Annotated in this window: 11 protein-coding genes and 1 pseudogene; 8 read left to right on the top strand and 4 right to left on the bottom strand. The window is 71.7% G+C overall.

Translation table 11 applies throughout. The features are described from left to right. Positions 1-179: 179 nt before the first annotated feature. A complete protein-coding gene (locus E4F61_RS10590; protein ID WP_133479461.1) occupies positions 180-821 on the bottom strand; it encodes a tetratricopeptide repeat protein in 642 nt (213 codons plus the stop codon). Positions 822-1041: 220 nt separating this feature from the next. Here E4F61_RS10590 and E4F61_RS10585 point away from each other — a divergent pair, with 220 nt between their 5' ends. Together E4F61_RS10585 and E4F61_RS10580 are read left to right on the top strand one after the other, a co-directional pair. Next, positions 1042-4728 carry an indolepyruvate ferredoxin oxidoreductase family protein gene (locus E4F61_RS10585; RefSeq protein ID WP_133479632.1) on the top strand — a complete coding sequence of 1229 codons (3687 nt, stop codon included), beginning with the start codon at positions 1042-1044 and terminating at the stop codon, positions 4726-4728. A 94-nt stretch (positions 4729-4822) separates the two neighbouring features. Then, positions 4823-5185 (top strand): hypothetical protein, encoded by a 363-nt coding sequence (locus E4F61_RS10580; protein WP_133479631.1) that lies wholly within the window; start codon positions 4823-4825, stop codon positions 5183-5185. Positions 5186-5188: 3 nt separating this feature from the next. Here the strand turns inward: E4F61_RS10580 and E4F61_RS10575 are convergent, their stop codons facing one another. Next, entirely contained in the window at positions 5189-6529 is a 1341-nt protein-coding gene (locus E4F61_RS10575; RefSeq protein WP_133479630.1) for an HD-GYP domain-containing protein, read from the bottom strand. A 124-nt stretch (positions 6530-6653) separates the two neighbouring features. On the opposite strand from E4F61_RS10575, the gene E4F61_RS10570 reads away from it, so the two are divergent. Continuing rightward, positions 6654-8504 carry a beta-propeller domain-containing protein gene (locus E4F61_RS10570; RefSeq protein WP_133479629.1) on the top strand — a complete coding sequence of 617 codons (1851 nt, stop codon included), beginning with the start codon at positions 6654-6656 and terminating at the stop codon, positions 8502-8504. Between the two features lie 66 nt (positions 8505-8570). Here E4F61_RS10570 and E4F61_RS10565 read toward each other — a convergent pair whose 3' ends face one another. Next, positions 8571-9269: a L,D-transpeptidase family protein gene (locus E4F61_RS10565; RefSeq protein ID WP_133479628.1), complete on the bottom strand. Its 699-nt coding sequence runs from the start codon at positions 9267-9269 to the stop codon at positions 8571-8573. Positions 9270-9483: 214 nt separating this feature from the next. Here E4F61_RS10565 and E4F61_RS10560 point away from each other — a divergent pair, with 214 nt between their 5' ends. From E4F61_RS10560 to E4F61_RS14890, 5 genes and pseudogenes are all read left to right on the top strand, one after another. Next, positions 9484-9972: a hypothetical protein gene (locus E4F61_RS10560; protein WP_133479627.1), complete on the top strand. Its 489-nt coding sequence runs from the start codon at positions 9484-9486 to the stop codon at positions 9970-9972. 81 nt (positions 9973-10053) lie between these two features. Continuing rightward, on the top strand, positions 10054-12579 hold the full coding sequence (locus E4F61_RS10555; RefSeq protein WP_133479626.1) for a DEAD/DEAH box helicase: 2526 nt from the start codon (positions 10054-10056) through the stop codon (positions 12577-12579). 182 nt (positions 12580-12761) lie between these two features. Continuing rightward, a pseudogene (locus E4F61_RS10550) lies at positions 12762-13544 on the top strand (ribonuclease H-like domain-containing protein); the annotation flags it as partial. 78 nt (positions 13545-13622) lie between these two features. Next, positions 13623-13949 carry a hypothetical protein gene (locus tag E4F61_RS10545; RefSeq protein ID WP_133479624.1) on the top strand — a complete coding sequence of 109 codons (327 nt, stop codon included), beginning with the start codon at positions 13623-13625 and terminating at the stop codon, positions 13947-13949. 63 nt (positions 13950-14012) lie between these two features. Continuing rightward, a complete protein-coding gene (locus tag E4F61_RS14890; protein WP_133479623.1) occupies positions 14013-14309 on the top strand; it encodes an I78 family peptidase inhibitor in 297 nt (98 codons plus the stop codon). Between the two features lie 39 nt (positions 14310-14348). Here E4F61_RS14890 and E4F61_RS10535 read toward each other — a convergent pair. Then, a partial coding sequence (locus E4F61_RS10535) for a methyl-accepting chemotaxis protein (RefSeq protein ID WP_133479622.1) occupies positions 14349-16151 on the bottom strand: 1803 nt, incomplete at its 5' end.

Raw genomic sequence — 16151 nt, 5'->3', positions numbered from 1 at the left:
TGCGCCCGCACGGGCAGGCTCGCGAGCAGGAGCAGCAGGGCAGGCGGGATCGACTTCAAGCGCAGCTCGCGACGGCCGGGGAGCGGCAATCTAGCAAGCAGCCGTGGAGGTCGCGTGTGCGGTCATCGTCGCCACGGCGGGGTGCCGTGGCGACGGTCGAGCGGATCAGTGCGCGGCGGTCACGGCCATGCGGGCGGATTGGCGGCCCAGGCGGCCTGCACCTCGGCGAGCGTCGCGCGCTCGTCGTCGCGCCACTGCGGCAGCAGCTGCGCGTACTGCGCGGGGGTCGACCACTGCGTCGGCTCGGTGCGCACGGCGGCGGCGTACCAGCGCACCGCCTCGTCGCGGCGGCCGGCCTTCCACAGCGCGATCGCGTAGGACGGCGGCATCCACGCGGCGGTCACGCCGCGATTGCCGATGGCGGCCCACTGCGCGAGCGCACCGGCGGCATCGCCGCTGCGGTAGAGGTCCCAGCCGAAGTTGAACTTGATCGGCTTCCACAGCGCGCTGTTGATGTCGATGCGCGAGAGCGCGCGGGCGTACAGGTCGCGGCCGACGTCGGCCTGGCTGCCCTGCATCGCGTAGTGGGCGAGCTGCGCGGTTTCCAGCACCGCCTCCGGGCGGCGCTCGACAGTGCGGGTCAGGCGCTCGACCGTCGCGGGCGTGCGCTCCTTGAGTTCGAGCACGGGGCGCAGGGTGACGGCATCGGCGTCGAAATAGAACTCGACCTGGCGCGGCAGGTCGACGGTCTGGGCGGAAACGGACGCGGTGAAGGCGAGGCCGGCCGCGAGCAGGGCGGCGAGCAGGGGACGACGGATCATGACGGGGGACCTGGCTGTTTCGGAATGCGGACGCGCCGGCGGACCGGCACCGCCCGGGCCAAGCAAGTCCGATGCCAGCGCGTGCTCGATACGCCACCGAACGGAGGGGTCGGCACCCCGCTGCTAGAATCCGCGCCCTCGCCGGCCCGTGTCCGCTCCGCCGGCGGCCCCCTTCCCCGACGCCACCTCGCGGCCTTCCGGCCGCGCCGGAGCCGCCTGCATGACCAGCACCGCCGAACTTTCGTCGCCCGCCTCGGCCGACACGGGCCTCACGCGCTCGATCGCCGACCCCGACTACACCCTCGACCACACGTACAGCCGCGTCGACGGGCGCATCTATCTGTCCGGCGTGCAGGCCCTCGTACGCCTGCCGCTGATGCAGCGCCTGCGCGACCAGGCCGCGGGCCTCAACACCGGCGGCTTCGTCTCGGGCTACCGCGGCTCGCCGCTGGGCGGGTTCGACCTCGAACTCTGGCGCGCGAAGAAGCACCTCGAGGGCGCGGGCGTGAAGTTCACGCCGGGCCTCAACGAGGACCTCGGCGCGACCATGGTCTGGGGCACCCAGCAGACCGGCCTGTTCCCGGGCGCGACCGTCGATGGCGTGTTCGGCATGTGGTACGGCAAGGGCCCGGGCGTCGACCGCTGCGGTGACGTGTTCAAGCACGCCAACGCCGCCGGCACCGCGAAGCACGGCGGCGTGCTCGCGCTGGCGGCAGATGACCATGCGTGTCGCTCTTCGACCCTACCGCACGGGTCCGAGCACGAATTCGTCAGTGCGCTGATGCCGGTGCTGAACCCGGCCGGCGTGCAGGACATCCTCGACATGGGCCTCGTGGGCTGGGCGATGAGCCGCTACACGGGCCGCTGGGTCGGCTTCAAGACGATCGCCGAGACGGTGGAGTCGTCGGCCTCGGTCGACGCCAATCCGCTGGCGCTCAACATCGTCACGCCCGACGACTTCGAGATGCCGCCGTCGGGCTTGAACATCCGCTGGCCCGATCCGCCGCTGGAGCAGGAAATGCGCCTGCACCAGTACGCGGTCAAGGCGGCGCAGGCCTTCGCGCGCGCGAACCGCCTCGATCGCGTGGTGATCGATTCGCCCGATGCGCGCCTGGGCATCATCACCACCGGCAAGTCGTATCTCGACGTGCTGCAGGCACTCGAGTACCTCGGCCTCGACGAGCGCGCCTGCCGCGATCTCGGCATCCGCGTCTACAAGGTCGGCATGACGTGGCCGCTGGAGCCGGTCGGCCTGCGTGCGTTCGCGCGCGGCCTCTCCGACATCCTCGTCGTCGAGGAAAAGCTGTCCTTCATCGAGAGCCAGATGAAGGAGCAGATGTACAACTGGGCCGAGCGCCCGTCGGTGGTCGGCAAGTACGACGAGAGCGGCGAGTGGATCCTGCCGTCGACGTCGGAACTCACGCCCGCGCGCATCGCCAAGGTCATCGCGCGCCGCATCCAGCGCTTCCACGATTCGTCGCACATCCGCGACGTGCTCGCCTGGATGGAGCAGAAGGAATCCGAACTCGCGCTGCCGCGCGCCGCGTTCCCGCGCGTGCCGCACTACTGCTCGGGCTGCCCGCACAACACGTCGACCGTGGTGCCGGAGGGCTCGCGCGCGATGGCGGGCATCGGCTGCCACTACATGGTCACGTGGATGGATCGGAACACCGACACGTTCACGCACATGGGCGGCGAAGGCGTGACGTGGGCGGGCCAGGCCGCGTTCACCGACACGCCCCACGTGTTCCAGAACCTCGGCGACGGCACGTACTTCCACAGCGGTTCGCTGGCGATCCGCCAGTCGATCGCCGCCGGGGTCAACATCACCTACAAGATCCTCTACAACGACGCGGTCGCGATGACCGGCGGCCAGCCGGTCGACGGCACGCTGTCGGTGCCGCAGATCGCGCACCAGGTGCGGTCCGAAGGCGTGCAGACCATCGTGCTGCTGAGCGACGACATCGAGAAGTGGAGCGATAAGAGCATCTTCCCGGCCGGCGTCGAATTCCTCGACCGCCGCGAACTCGACAACGTGCAGAAGCGCCTGCGCGAGGTGAAGGGCACCAGCGTCCTCATCTACGACCAGACCTGCGCGACCGAAAAGCGTCGTCGCCGCAAGCGCGGCAAGATGGTCGATCCGGCCAAGCGCGTGGTCGTAAACTCGCTGGTCTGCGAGGGCTGCGGCGACTGCGGCAAGAAGTCGTTCTGCGTGTCGGTGCTGCCGAAGGAAACCGAGTTCGGCCGCAAGCGCGAGATCGACCAGAGCAACTGCAACAAGGACTTCAGCTGCGTCGAGGGCTTCTGCCCGAGCTTCGTCACCGTCGAAGGCGGCACGCTGCGCAAGAAGAAGGGCTCGAGCGGCGCGAAGGATCGCCTCGCCGACCTGCCGATGCCGCAGCTGCCGGCGCTCGACAAGCCGTGGAACATCCTGATCACCGGCGTCGGCGGTACCGGCGTCGTCACCATCGGTGCCCTGCTCGGCATGGCCGGCCATCTGGAAGGCAAGGGCGCGTCGGTGCTCGACCAGACCGGCCTCGCGCAGAAGGGCGGCGCCGTCACCACGCACATCCGAATCGCCAGCAAGCCCGCCGACATCCACGCGGTGCGCATCGCCGCGGGTGAAGCGGACCTCGTGCTCGGCTGCGACATGGTCGTCGTCAACGACTACTGGGCGCTGTCGAAGGTGCGCTCGGGTCGCACGCAGGTCGTGCTCAACAGCTACGAGGCGATGCCCGGCACGTTCACCACGCGCCCGGACATGGACTTCCCGGCTGCCGACATCGTCGACGCCGTGCGTCGCGCGCTCGACGGCGGCGAACCGCACGTGGTCGATGCGACGCAGCTCGCCACCGCGCTGCTAGGCGATGCCATCGCGACCAACCTCTTCATGCTCGGCTACGCCTGGCAAAGCGGTTTGGTGCCGGTGTCGTTCGACGCGCTGATGCGCGCGGTCGAGCTCAACGGCGCGGCGATCGAGATGAACAAGACCGCGTTCGCGTGGGGACGCCTCGCCGCGATCGACCCGCAGGCGGTCGCGGAGGCGGCCGGCCTCAAGACGAACCGCCGCACCGCCGCCGAGGCCACGCCGCACGCGCTGCCGATGCTGCCGCCCGCGCAGTGGGAAGGCCACGAGGCCGGCGGCCCGAGCATCCCGCGCGTGATGCCCGACCACGACGACCTCCGCCACGTGCCCTCGCACGGCGACGACAACGTGATCGCGATGCCGCTCGACGACGCGCGCCTGTCGCGTTCGCTGGACGAGGTGATCGCGCGCCGCGTGAAGTTCCTTACCGAGTACCAGAACGCGGCCTATGCGAAGCGCTATGCCGACTTCGTCGCGAAGGTACGCGGTGCGGAAGAGGCGAAGGCGCCGGGCAGCACCGACCTCACCGAGGCCGTCGCACGCTATGCATTCAAGCTGATGGCCTACAAGGACGAGTACGAAGTCGCGCGCCTGTACACCAGTGGCGAGTTCGAGCGCCGCGTGCGCGAGCAGTTCGAGGGCGACTTCAAGCTGCGCTTCCACCTCGCGCCGCCGATGCTGTCGAAGAAGGATGCGGCCGGCCGCGGCGTCAAGAAGGCCTACGGCCCGTGGGTGTTCACCGCGTTCCGCCTGCTCGCGAAGCTGCGCGGCCTGCGCGGCACCGCGCTCGACGTGTTCGGCAAGACGCACGAGCGCCGCATGGAGCGCCAGCTCATCGCCGACTACATGCGCACCGTCGAAGGCCTGCTCGGCAGGCTCGATGCCGGCAACGTCGATCTCGCCGCGCAGATCGCGTCCATCCCGGAACACATCCGCGGCTACGGGCATGTCAAGGAAGCGCACCTCGAGAAGGCCAAGGCGCGCGAGGCCGAGCTGCTGCGCGAATGGGACAACCCGCTGCGCATCCTGCAGGTGGCTTGAACGTTAACCGCACACAAATGTGAACGCGGCGTCACGACACGATCGTGACGCCGCGTCCCCGACACTGCCCCGCTGTCGAGGCACGGTCGTGGGCATGGATCTGCAGGAGGAGGGGCGGCGCGACGAAGGCGTGCTGTCCCGCAGCGAACTCGAACTGGAACTCGCCGCACTGGCGCTCGCCGTCGCGCGCAGCGCGCAGGAACGCGGCCGTCGCCCGCGCAGCGCGGAGCCGTTGCTCGCGGCCAGCGTCGAGGCCTTCCTCGCCGCATCGCTTCGCCTGCTCGCGCGCACGCGCCGCGCGCACCGCGGCTGGCTGGTGGGGCGGCTGACCGAAATCGCCGGTTCGGCCGAACTGGGCATCATCGGTTTCGACGAATGGCTCGCCTCGCAGGAGCCGCAGTGGCGGCGCACGTCCGACCGCATGCCCGTGGCCGTCAGCCGCACCTCGGCCGGCTGACCCTCAGGCCGGCAGCGCGGCCGTGGCGACCACCGCCTCCAGCGCTTCGAAGCAACGCGGGTCGAGCGCCGTGCCGACATGCCCGCGCATGATGTCGAGCGCGCGCCCCACCGGCGTCGGGCCGTGGTACGGGCGCTCGGCGGTGATCGCGTCGAAGATGTCGGCGGTGGTGATGATGCGCGTCTCCAGCGCGATGTCGCGCGCCGACAGGCCCAGCGGATAGCCGGTGCCATCGAGCTTCTCGTGGTGCGCGGCGGCCACGCGCGCGAGCTCGTCGAACGCGGAGATGCGCCCGAGGATCTGGCCGGTGTAGGTCGCGTGGCGCTTCACCGCCTCCCATTCCCGCGCATCCAGCCGGCCGGGCTTGTCGAGGACGGTGTTGCTGACGCCGAGCTTGCCCACGTCGTGCAGCAGTGCGGCGCGGCGCAGCCAGCGCCGGCGGGCATCGCCGATGCCCAGCTCGCGCGCGAGCGCGTCGGTCACCTTGCCCACCCGCGCGCTGTGGCCCGCGGTGAACGGGCTCTTGGCGTCGACCACCGCGCCGAACGCCGCGGCGATGTCGTCGAGGTAGTCGTCGTCCAGCGGCATCGAGCGGCCGGGCGGCTCGAGCGCATTGACCGCGGCCTCCAGCCCGTCGCCCTGCAGCTCCTGCCAGAACGCCGGGCGCCGCGCGACCGTCTCGAAGGCCTCCACCAGGCGCGGGTCGAACCAGCTGCCGGCGCGCGCATGCGCTTCGGCGCGCGCGGCATCCGCGCCGTGCGCGAACTGGAACACGTCGACCACCTGCGCCAGCAGCGCGATGCGCGCGGCCAGCGGAATCGCGTCGCCGGACAGGCCGTCGGGCCGGCCGCTGCCGTCGAAATGCTCGTCGAGCGCGTGGATCCCCTGCGCCACCGATTCGGGGAAACGCAGCCGGCGCGCGATGTCGGCGCCGCGGCTGCAGCGGGTCTGGATCATCTCCTGCGCGATCGCATCGCCGTTGCGCGCGATGTTGACCAGCGCGGCGAGCCGGCGTCGCCAGCCCGCGTGCGCGCCGGTCTGCGAGGCGACGAAGCCCAGCAGGTCGAGCGGACGCGTGCCCACGAGCTTGAAGTCGTGCTTGAACGCGCGATCGTCGGCGAGGTAGAGCTCGCAGATGCGCGCGGCGTTGCTGCTGCAGCCCACGTCCTTCAGCAGCAGCGTGTAGTAGAGCGACCAGCGCGTATCGGCATCCAGCCCGATCGCCTCGCCGATGTGCATGCCGATCCAGCAGGCGCGCAGGCCATGGCCTTCGGGCTGGCCCTCGGTGAGGTCGAGCGCGTGGCTGAGGGCGCCGATGAGTTCGGCGAGCTTGAGGGCGGGCACGGCGGGGTCTACGGGAGTCGGTCGCAGCTCCGGTAACGGCCGCGCGCGGCGAAGATAGAGTCCCTCGACCCCGTGACGCCCGCCCGTGCGTTTGCCCTCCCGACTCCACTCCAGGGCTTGTCCGATGGCCGCGTTCCTCCTCCGTACCCCCGTGCTGGCGCTCGCCGCGGTGCTCGCCGCGTCCCCTGCCCCCGCGTCGACGCTGGCGCCGTTCCGGAGCGAAGCGCAGCTCGCGCGGACCCTCGATGCCTGGCAGGCGCGCGAGCGCGCGTCGCTGCAGCGCCAGCGCCGGGCGATGGCGAAGCTGGCGACGGCGATGCCGTATCCGGCCCCGCCGCCGGCGCCGGTGATGGCCGCACCCGCCGCGGAAGCGCTGCAGATGGCCGACAGCGGCGCGGCCCAGAGCATCACCAACAACCAGGTGCAGGGCGTCGACGAGGGCGACATCGTCAAGCGCCGCGGCGATTACCTGATCGTGCTGCGCCGCGGCCGCCTGTTCACGGTGCGCGTGGGGGGCGACCACCTCGCGCCCGTCGCCGCGGTGGATGCGTTCGGTCCCGACATCGACCCGTCCGGCACCTGGTACGACGAGATGCTCGTCAGCGACGACACGGTGGCGGTGATCGGCTACAGCTACGCGCGCGGCGGCACGGAGGTGGGCGTGTTCGACCTCGACGCGCGCGGCGGCCTGCGCTACCGCGCGACCTACCAGCTGCGCAGCAACGACTACTACTCCTCGCGCAATTACGCGAGCCGGCTGGTCGGCCGCACGCTGGTGTTCTATTCGCCGAGCGACATCGACGGCGCCGACAGCGCGGGCTGGCGCGCATCGCTGCCCGCCTACCGGCGCTGGCAGCGCGGCGCCGACACGACGTCGTTCAAGCGCATGCTGCCGGCCTCGCGCATCTACCGCGGGCTGGACGCGTTGCCCGACCGGCTCACCCTACACACCGTTTCCGTCTGCGACCTCGCCGCGCCGTCGATGCGCTGCGAGGCGACCGCCGTGCTCGGCGGCGCAGGCGGTGTGTTCCACGTGGCCGAGGACGCCGTCTACGTGTGGACGACCGGCACGGCCAATGCGCGCGGCACGCCGGCCGCGAGCGTGCTGCGCCTGCCGCTCGACGGCAGGGCGCCGTCGATGCTGCGCGCCTGGGGCAGCCCGATCGACCAGATGGGGTTCCTGCAGAAGGATGGCTGGCTCAACGTGCTGGTCGCGCGCGAGGGCGACGGCGACCGCATGTGGCGCAGCGGCGCGACCACCGGCGACGTCGCGCTGATGCGCGTGCCGCTCTCGGCCTTCGGCGGCCTCGACGCGCAGGCGTCGCGACGCGACTTCCGCGTGCTGCCCGGCGTGAAGGGCTATCAGTGGCAGCAACGCTTCGTCGGCGACTGGCTGGTCTACGGCGACGGCGCCGCGGAAGGCCGCCCGGTCGCGCACGCGCTGCGCTATGCCTCGCCCGCGCCGGTGCGGACGCTCGCGCTGCCGCATGCGCTGGAGCGCATCGAAGCGCTCGGCGGCGACGGACTTCTGGTCGGCAGCGCCGGCGCCGACCTCGGGTTCACCCCGCTGGGCCTGCGTGGGCCGCATGCGTCGCTCGGCACCACCTACCGCCAGCGCGATGCGCGCCAGGGCGACGCGCGCACGCACGGCTTCTTCTACCGAGCACAGGACGCGGACGCCGGCCTGCTCGGCCTGCCGGTGCTCCGTGGCGACGAGGGCGCATCGGTGCTGTACCTGCGCAATCGCTCGCTCGCGCTGTCCCCGCTTGGCCGCCTCGATGCACGGCGCGGGTCGAACGACGACGGCTGCCGCGCGAGCTGCGTCGACTGGTACGGGAACGCGCGGCCGATCTTCCTCGGTGACCGCGTGTTCGCGCTGATGGGCTATGAACTGGTCGAGGGCACGCTTGCCGGGGGTGCGATCCGCGAGCGCCGTCGCGTGGATTTCGCGCCGCGCGCGCGCATCGCCGACTGACGCCGCCGCGCAAAAAGGCGGCGGCCCTCCAGAGCCGCCGCCGTTCCCTCCGCCCTCGCTTCTCCGTCAGTTGCCGGCGAGCGCCGGTGCCGCGTCGATCGCCTGCGTGGCCGGCGCCGCGCCGAGGCTCGCCGTCGACCCCATCGTGCCGCGCTCGGCACCGGTCCACGGATCGACCGGAATGCGTTCGCCCGGATGCAGCACGGCTTCGCCGAAGTTGGTCTCGTCGGCCACGATCACCCGGCCGCCGCGCTCGGTGACCTCGAACAGCGTCGCCGCGAACTCGCGCGGCAGGCGGACGCAGCCGTGCGAGGCCGGGTAGCCCGGGTTGTGGCCGGCGTGCAGCGCCACGCCGTCCCAGGTCAGCCGCTGCATGAAGGGCATCGGCGCGTTGTTGTACTTGTTGGAGTGGTGGACCTTGCGCTTCTCGAGGATCTCGTACACCCCCGGCGGCGTGTCGTGGCCCGGCTTGCCGCTGCTCACCGTCGAACGGCCGATCAGCTGCTCACCGCGGTAGACGTAGGCCATCTGCTCCGGCAGCGACACCACCACCGTCACGGGGCCGCCGTCGGCCGCGTCGACCGCGCCGGAACGCCATTCGAAGGCGTTGGGCGCAAGGCCGTACGGCGTGGTCACGGCGCGCACGTCGCCGTCCGCGGCGAAGGCAGGCAACGCGAACGCACCGGTCAGCAGCAGCGCGGCGGTGGCATGGGCGGCAGCGCGTTGCAGCCGGCGGGACAGCGTCGAATGGCGGGGCGTCTTCATGGGTTCGACGCTAGCGAGCCGCGCATCACGCCCGATTTGACCAAGCCCGCCGGCAGCTAAACCAAACCGCGTCGAACGGTCCCAAATGCGTCGTTTTCTTGATGCCGCCTGCAGGTCGCCGCACGGCAGGTGAATGCCGCCGCGGAAAGCGCGTTGGCGTCGCGTGCACGCGCGCGCGTGATTCACTCGCCGCACGTCCCCAAGGAGCACTGCGATGACGACGTGGCCCGGCTGGTCCGACGAGAACACCCTGGTGCTTCCGCTGGGCGATGCGCCGCCCGACGGCGCGCTGACGCTCGACGGCCGCGCGTTCGCGCCCAAGGACGAGCTGCACGTGACGCTGGTCGGCCGCGAGCTCGGCGCTGAACTGCGCGCGGTGCTGGGCGACCGGCTCGACGCCGCCACGCGCCCCGCCTTCGAGGCGCTGGACTGGTCGCTCGCGCGCAGCGGGCGGCGCGTGCTGATCGAGAAGCCCGGCCGTACCGACGATGGCGAGCGCGCAAAGGTGGCGAGCGTGATCGAGCTCGTCGAACTGCCCGCGCTCGACTTCTTCTACCGCTGGCTCGGCGAGCTGCTCGGGCGCGAACTCGCGGTGCCCCCGGCGCACGTGACGCTGTACACGCATCGCAAGGCCCAGGGCATCGGCATTCCGAGCCTGCGCAGCCTGCGCGCCTGGTCGCAGGGCGAGGTCGCCGCGGCCTGACGCGTCTCAGCGCCGGCTGGGTCTCACAGGCTGCGACGGCCGTGCGGCCCAATCCGCCCCTCGATCACTGCGGGGCGGACGATGGCGACGACGGGGCGCGAGCTGGCGACACAGGACACCGGGCATCGCCACGACCTCGACGACGCCGACGACGCGCGCGGCGCGATCGCACGGCGGCCGCGCGCATTGAAGAAGGGCGACGGTGCCGGCCTGACCCAGGCGCTGGCGCGCCGCTACGGCGACCGCATCACCGGCCACTTCACCGTGCCCGGCCGCGAGGGCCGCTACGCGGAACTCCCGGCCGACCTGCCCGCGCCGCTCGCGACCGCGCTCAGATCGCGCGGCATCGAGAAGCTCTACAGCCACCAGGCGCAGGCCTGGGACGCCACGCGCCGCGGCGAGCACGTCGTCGTGGTCACGCCGACCGCCTCGGGCAAGTCGCTCTGCTACACGCTGCCGGTGGTCACCGCGGCGATGGAGCGCGGCGCGAAGGCGCTCTACCTGTTCCCCACCAAGGCGCTCGCGCAGGACCAGGTCGCCGAGCTGCTGGAGCTCTCGCGCGCCGGCGACCTCGGGCTCAAGGCCTTCACCTTCGATGGCGACACGCCCGGCGACGCGCGGCAGGCGATCCGCCTGCACGGCGACATCGTGGTCAGCAATCCCGACATGCTCCACCAGGGCATCCTGCCCCACCACACCAAGTGGGCGCAGTTCTTCGAGAACCTGCAGTACGTCGTCATCGACGAGGTCCACACCTACCGCGGCGTGTTCGGCAGCCACGTCACCAACGTGCTGCGCCGGCTCAAGCGCATCTGCGCGTTCTACGGCTCGAACCCGCAGTTCATCCTCTGCAGCGCGACCATCGGCAACCCGCAGCAGCATGCCGAGGCGCTGATCGAGCACGGCGTCACCGCGATTACCGAATCCGGCGCGCCCACCGGCGACAAGCACGTGCTGCTCTGGAACCCGCCGGTGGTGAACCCCGACCTCGGCCTGCGCGCGAGCGCGCGCTCGCAGAGCAACCGCATCGCGCGGCTGGCCATCAAGGCCGGCCTCAAGACGCTCGTGTTCGCGCAGACGCGGCTGATGGTCGAGGTGCTCACCAAGTACCTCAAGGACGTGTTCGACCACGATCCGCGCAAGCCCCCGCGCATCCGCGCGTATCGCGGCGGTTACCTACCGACCGAGCGCCGCGAGGTCGAGCGCTCGATGCGCGCGGGCAACATCGACGGCATCGTCAGCACGTCGGCGCTGGAACTCGGCGTCGACATCGGTGCGCTCGACGTCGTGGTCCTCAACGGCTATCCGGGCTCGGTCGCCGGCACGTGGCAGCGCTTCGGCCGGGCCGGGCGTCGCCAGCAGCCGTCGCTCGGCGTGCTCGTCGCCAACTCGCAGCCGCTCGACCAGTACGTCGTGCGCCATCCCGAGTTCTTCATCGACGCGACGCCCGAGCATGCGCGCATCGCGCCGGACCAGCCGCTGATCCTATTCGACCACATCCGCTGCGCCGCCTTCGAGCTGCCGTTCGTGAGCGATGAGCGCTTCGGCCCGATCGAGCCCGAGCTCTACCTCGAAGCGCTGGCCGAGACCGACGTCGTGCACCGCGAGGGCGACCGCTGGGAGTGGATCGCCGACAGCTACCCGGCGAACGCGGTGAGCCTGCGCTCGGTGGCCGACGGCAACTTCGTCGTCGTCGACCGCACCGACGGCCGCCAGCAGATCATCGCGGAGGTCGACTATTCCGCCGCCGCGCTCACGCTGTACGAAGGCGCGATCCACATGGTGCAGTCGACGCCGTACCAGGTCGAACGCCTCGACTGGGAAGGCCGCAAGGCCTACGTCACGCGCACGTTCGTCGACTACTACACCGACTCGATCGACTACACCAAGCTCAAGGTGCTCGCCGAGTTCGACCGCGCGCCCGCCGGCGACGGCGATGCGCGCCACGGCGAGGTGCACGTGGTGCGGCGCGTCGCGGGCTACAAGAAGATCCGCTACTACACGCACGAGAACATCGGCTACGGCCCGGTGAACCTGCCGGACCAGGAGCTGCACACCACCGCGGCGTGGTGGCAGATCCCGCAGCCGCAGCTGCTGGCGTGGTTCGCGTCGCGGCAGGACGCGCTGGACGGGTTCCTCGGCGCCGGCTACGCACTGCACGTCGTCGCGACGCTTGCCGTCATGGCCGATGCGCGCGACCTGCAGAAGGCGATCGGCAACGGCGACGGCGCGTGGTTCGCCACGGCGGATGCCAACGGCCGCGGCCAGCTGCGCGGCGTCGAGGGCCAGGAACTCGCGCCGTTCGAGCTGCAGCAGTTCGTGCCGACGATCTATCTCTACGACAACTTCCCCGGCGGCGTGGGCCTGTCGGAACCGCTGTGGACGCGGCAGAAGGAACTCGTGGAGCGTGCGATCGAGCTGGTGGCGCGCTGCGACTGCCGCGCAGGCTGCCCGGCCTGCGTCGGCCCGGTGCTCGCCGCCGACGAGGCGCGCGACGGCGCGACGTCCCCGAAGGCACTCGCGCGGCGCGTGCTGACGCTGCTGTCGACGGCGTCGGACGCGGCGCGGCTGCCCGAGGCCGCGCGCGCGCGGGCACACGACGCATGACGCTCACCCTCGACAAGCTGCGCGCGCTCAAGCGGCAGGCGGGTGCCACCGATGCGCCGGCGCCGGTCGCCTCGGCGGTGCCGTCGTCGCTGCGCGAACCCGGGCCCACGGCCCCGGCCCCTGCGCCGTGGGAGGCGGTGCTGTCCGACGATGCGCGGCGCGGCGCCGCCGATGTCGCGCGCACGGCGGCCGCCGCCGATGCAACCACGACGGCGCCCGCGCGCGCTGGAGCCGACTCGCTGCGCCGCCTGCTCGGCCTGCGCGACCGCGCGCCGTCGCAGCGACCGCGCGCGCGCGCGATCGATCGCGCATTGCCCGGCACCGAGATCGACGACGGCCTGTGGCTGATCGAATCCGAGGTCGCGCATGCGTTGCCGGAGGCGCCCCTGCCGCTCGCCTTCGCGCGCCGCGAAGGCCACGTCGACGCGGGCAGCATGCTGTTTTTCGACACCGAGACCACCGGCCTCGCCGGCGGCACCGGCACGCGCGCCTTCATGATCGGCGCGGCGGACTGGTTCGACGGCGCACTGCGCGTGCGCCAGTTGCTGATCGCCAACATGGCCGCCGAAGCGTCGATGCTACGTACGTTCGCCTCGTGGCTGTCGCCGTCCACCGTGCTCGCGAGCTACAACGGCCGCAGCTACGACGCGCCGCTGCTGCGCACGCGCTACCGGCTCGCGCGGCTCCAGGATCCGCTGCACGGCCTCGACCATCTCGACCTGCTGCACCCCTCGCGCCGGCGCTGGCGCGGGCGTTGGGAGAATTGCCGGCTCGCGACGATCGAGCGCGAGGCGCTGCGCATCCTGCGCGAGGACGACCTGCCGGGCTCGCAGGCGCCGGCCGCGTGGCTGTCGTACCTGCGCGGCGGCGATGCGGTGAACCTGCGGCGCGTCGCCGAACACAACCGGCAGGACGTCGCGACGTTGTCTCAACTCCTGCTGCGCCTGTGCAGCGAAACAGACTGACCAGGCTGGAATGCCTTGACATTTCGCTGACAGCATGAAACGCAGCCTGAAGCTCCCATGCCCCTGTCGGGAGCCCGTATGCCGCTGCAAGCAACCGCCCGCGATGCCGAGTGGCCGCGCATGATCGTGCCGGTCGTGGTGCTGCTCGCCTCCATCGGCGCGTGCAGCGCGATGCGCCCCGCCGACGCCGGCACGCCGGCCGCCTGCCGCCCCGGCGCGGCGGATGCGTGGATCGGCCGCGCGGCCAGCGCACCGATCGTCGACCATGCGCGCGCCGCGAGCGGCAGCCGCTCCGTGCGCCTGGTGCTGCCTGACGAGGCCGCGCAGGACGACGTCCCGCGCATCGACCGCCTCAATCTCTATCTCGACGACCACGCGCTGATCGCGCGCACCGCCTGCGGTTGAGGCTTGACGCGGCCTTGTGATGCGATGGGCATGCTGTCGGCGTCCATCCCCCGAGGCCGACCGATGCTCCGTACCCTTCCCGTCGCCGCACTGCTCGCACTCGCCGGTTGCAGTTCGACCGCTCCGCCCATGTCCGATCCCGTGCCGCCCGCCCGCGCGGAATGCCATGCCGATGCCGCGCAGTCGCTCGTGGGCCAGCCGGCCACCGCGCAGAACGTCGAGCTCGCGCGCCAGCGCGCCGGCGCGCAGATCGCGCGCGTGCTCAAGCCCGGGCAGATGGTGACGATGGAGTTCCGCGAAGGCCGGCTCAACATCTACGTCGACGCCGCCAACGTGATCACGCGCATCGCCTGCGGCTGACGGCGCCCGCCCGTTCGCACGGGCCGGCGCATGCGATCGTCAGGCGGTGGTCGCGGCGCGCGCGCTGATGCCGGCGTCGCGGCCCGCGGCGAACGCGGCCATGGTGGCGTGCAGCTCGGCGGCCACGTGGTCGAGCGAGGCCGACGCGGCCGCCACTTCCTCCACCAGCGCCGCGTTCTGCTGCGTGGTCTGCTCGAGGCTCGCCACGGCGTCGTTGACCTGACGCATGCCTTCGCCCTGCCCGCGCGTGGCATGGCTGATCGCCTCGATCAGCTCGGTGCTGCGCGCGACGGAGGCGAGGATCGCCTTCATCGCCTGATCGGCCACCTGCACGCGCTGCCCGCCTTCGGCGACCGCTTCGCCGGATTCGGCGAGCATGCCCTTGATGTCCTTCGCCGACGCCACGCAGCGCTGCGCCAGCGCGCGCACTTCCGAGGCGACGACCGCGAAGCCGCGGCCCTTGTCGCCCGCGCGCGCGGCCTCGACCGCCGCGTTGAGCGCGAGGATGTTGGTCTGGAACGCGATCGCATCGATCGCGCCGAGGATCTCCATCACCCGGCGGCTCGCGTCGCGGATGCGCTGCATCGCCGCGGCCATGCGATCGACCGCCGCGTGCCCGTCGCGCGCGGCCGTGGCCACGCTGCCGGCCAGCTCGTTCGCGGTCTGCGCATTGCGCGCCGTGTCACGCATCGACGCGCCCATCTGCTCCATCGTCGCCGCGGTTTCCTCGAGCGCCGCGGCCTGCTGCCCGGTGCGTGCGGCCAGGTCGTCGTTGCCCAGCGCGATCTCGCGCGCGCCGGCGCTGATCGACTGCGCGAACGTCTCGACCTTCGCCACCAGCGCCTTCAGCGCATTGGCGAGTTCGACCTGCGCGGTGACGTCGGTGGCGTACTTCACCACCTTGTAGGGCCTGCCGGCGCCGTCGAGGATCGGGTTGTAGCTGGCCTGCAGCCACACGGCGCGACCGCCCTTGCCGCGCCGCTCGTACTGGCCGGTGTCGGCCTCGCCGCTGCCCAGGCGCGCCCAGAACGCGCGGTACGCCGCGGATTCACGTTCGGCCGGCACGACGAACATCGAATGGTGGCGGCCGACCACCTCGTCGCGCGCATGCCCGACCGCACGCAGGAAGTTGTCGTTGGCCTCCAGGATGTTGCCCTCGAGGTCGAACTCGATCACCGCCTGCACCTGGTGGATCGCGCGCAGCTGGCTCTCGAAGTCCGCGTTGCGGTTGCGCTGCGCGGTGATGTCGGTGGCGAACTTCACGACCTTGCAGGGCGTGCCGGTGCCGTCGAGGATCGGGGTGTAGCTCGCCTCGATCCAGACGTCGCGACCGCCCTTGCCCACGCGCAGGAACTGGCCCGACCGGAAGCGGCCCTCGCCGAGGTCGCGCCAGAAGTCGCGGTATTCGGCGCTGCCCCGCGTGGCCTCGTCGACGAACATCGAATGATGGCGGCCGACCACCTCGTCGGCCGCGTAGCCCATCGCGGCGAGGACGTTCGCGTTCGCGCGCAGCACGGTGCCGTCCAGCGCGAATTCGATCACCGCCATCGCCTGCTCGATCGCGGCGATCTGGCCGCCGGTGTCGAGGTCGCGCTGCTTCTGCGCGGTGATGTCGCTGGCGAACTTGACCACGCGCACCGGGCGGCCGGCGTCGTCGAACAGCGGGTTGTAGGTCGCCTGCAGCCAGACCTCGCGGCCGTCGGGGCGCAGGCGGCGGACCTGGCCGGACAGGAACTCGCCACGGCCCAGCGCGCGCCAGAACTCGCGATAGCCCTCGCCCGCGGCCTCGTCGGCGTCGACGAACATGCGGTGGTGCCGGCCGCGCACGTCCTCGAGCCGGCA

The organism is Cognatilysobacter segetis (assembly GCF_004359965.1).
GTDB classification, from domain to species: Bacteria; Pseudomonadota; Gammaproteobacteria; order Xanthomonadales; family Xanthomonadaceae; genus Cognatilysobacter; species Cognatilysobacter segetis.
This window is presented reverse-complemented; position numbering and strand designations above follow the sequence as displayed.

Excerpts from the sequence above, each read along its gene's own strand:
- E4F61_RS10590 (WP_133479461.1), bottom strand. The coding sequence starts at position 821 with ATGATCCGTCGTCCCCTGCTCGCCGCCCTGCTCGCGGCCGGCCTCGCC.
- E4F61_RS10585 (WP_133479632.1), top strand. The coding sequence starts at position 1,042 with ATGACCAGCACCGCCGAACTTTCGTCGCCCGCCTCGGCCGACACGGGC.
- E4F61_RS10580 (WP_133479631.1), top strand. The coding sequence starts at position 4,823 with ATGGATCTGCAGGAGGAGGGGCGGCGCGACGAAGGCGTGCTGTCCCGC.
- E4F61_RS10570 (WP_133479629.1), top strand. The coding sequence starts at position 6,654 with ATGGCCGCGTTCCTCCTCCGTACCCCCGTGCTGGCGCTCGCCGCGGTG.
- E4F61_RS10565 (WP_133479628.1), bottom strand. The coding sequence starts at position 9,269 with ATGAAGACGCCCCGCCATTCGACGCTGTCCCGCCGGCTGCAACGCGCT.
- E4F61_RS10560 (WP_133479627.1), top strand. The coding sequence starts at position 9,484 with ATGACGACGTGGCCCGGCTGGTCCGACGAGAACACCCTGGTGCTTCCG.
- E4F61_RS10555 (WP_133479626.1), top strand. The coding sequence starts at position 10,054 with ATGGCGACGACGGGGCGCGAGCTGGCGACACAGGACACCGGGCATCGC.
- E4F61_RS10545 (WP_133479624.1), top strand. The coding sequence starts at position 13,623 with ATGCCGCTGCAAGCAACCGCCCGCGATGCCGAGTGGCCGCGCATGATC.
- E4F61_RS14890 (WP_133479623.1), top strand. The coding sequence starts at position 14,013 with ATGCTCCGTACCCTTCCCGTCGCCGCACTGCTCGCACTCGCCGGTTGC.